This window comes from Paraburkholderia sp. SIMBA_053 (assembly GCF_046534895.1).
Lineage (GTDB): Bacteria > Pseudomonadota > Gammaproteobacteria > Burkholderiales > Burkholderiaceae > Paraburkholderia > Paraburkholderia caledonica.
Genome location: NZ_JAWRXU010001873.1, coordinates 1 through 231, shown reverse-complemented (window position 1 = coordinate 231; position 231 = coordinate 1). Strand labels below are relative to the sequence as shown.

Here is a 231-nt window from a genome sequence, read left to right as displayed (position 1 = left end):
AGCGCATAGACGAAGAGACCGACGACGATCGACGGCGCCGACAACAGAATGTCGTTGATGAAGCGCGTGACGCTCGCGAGCCAGCCCTTCTGCCCGTATTCCGCGAGATAGACGCCGGCGAGAATGCCGATCGGCGTGCCGACGAACGTTGCGAGCACAACCAGCATCAAGCTGCCGACAATCGCGTTGGCGAGACCGCCGCCATCGGTATTCGGCGGCGGCGTGGACTGC

General features: G+C 63.6%; 1 pseudogene. It reads right to left on the bottom strand.

What is annotated here, in order from left to right:
• A pseudogene (gene pstA, locus SB753_RS42035) lies at positions 1-231 on the bottom strand (phosphate ABC transporter permease PtsA); the annotation flags it as partial.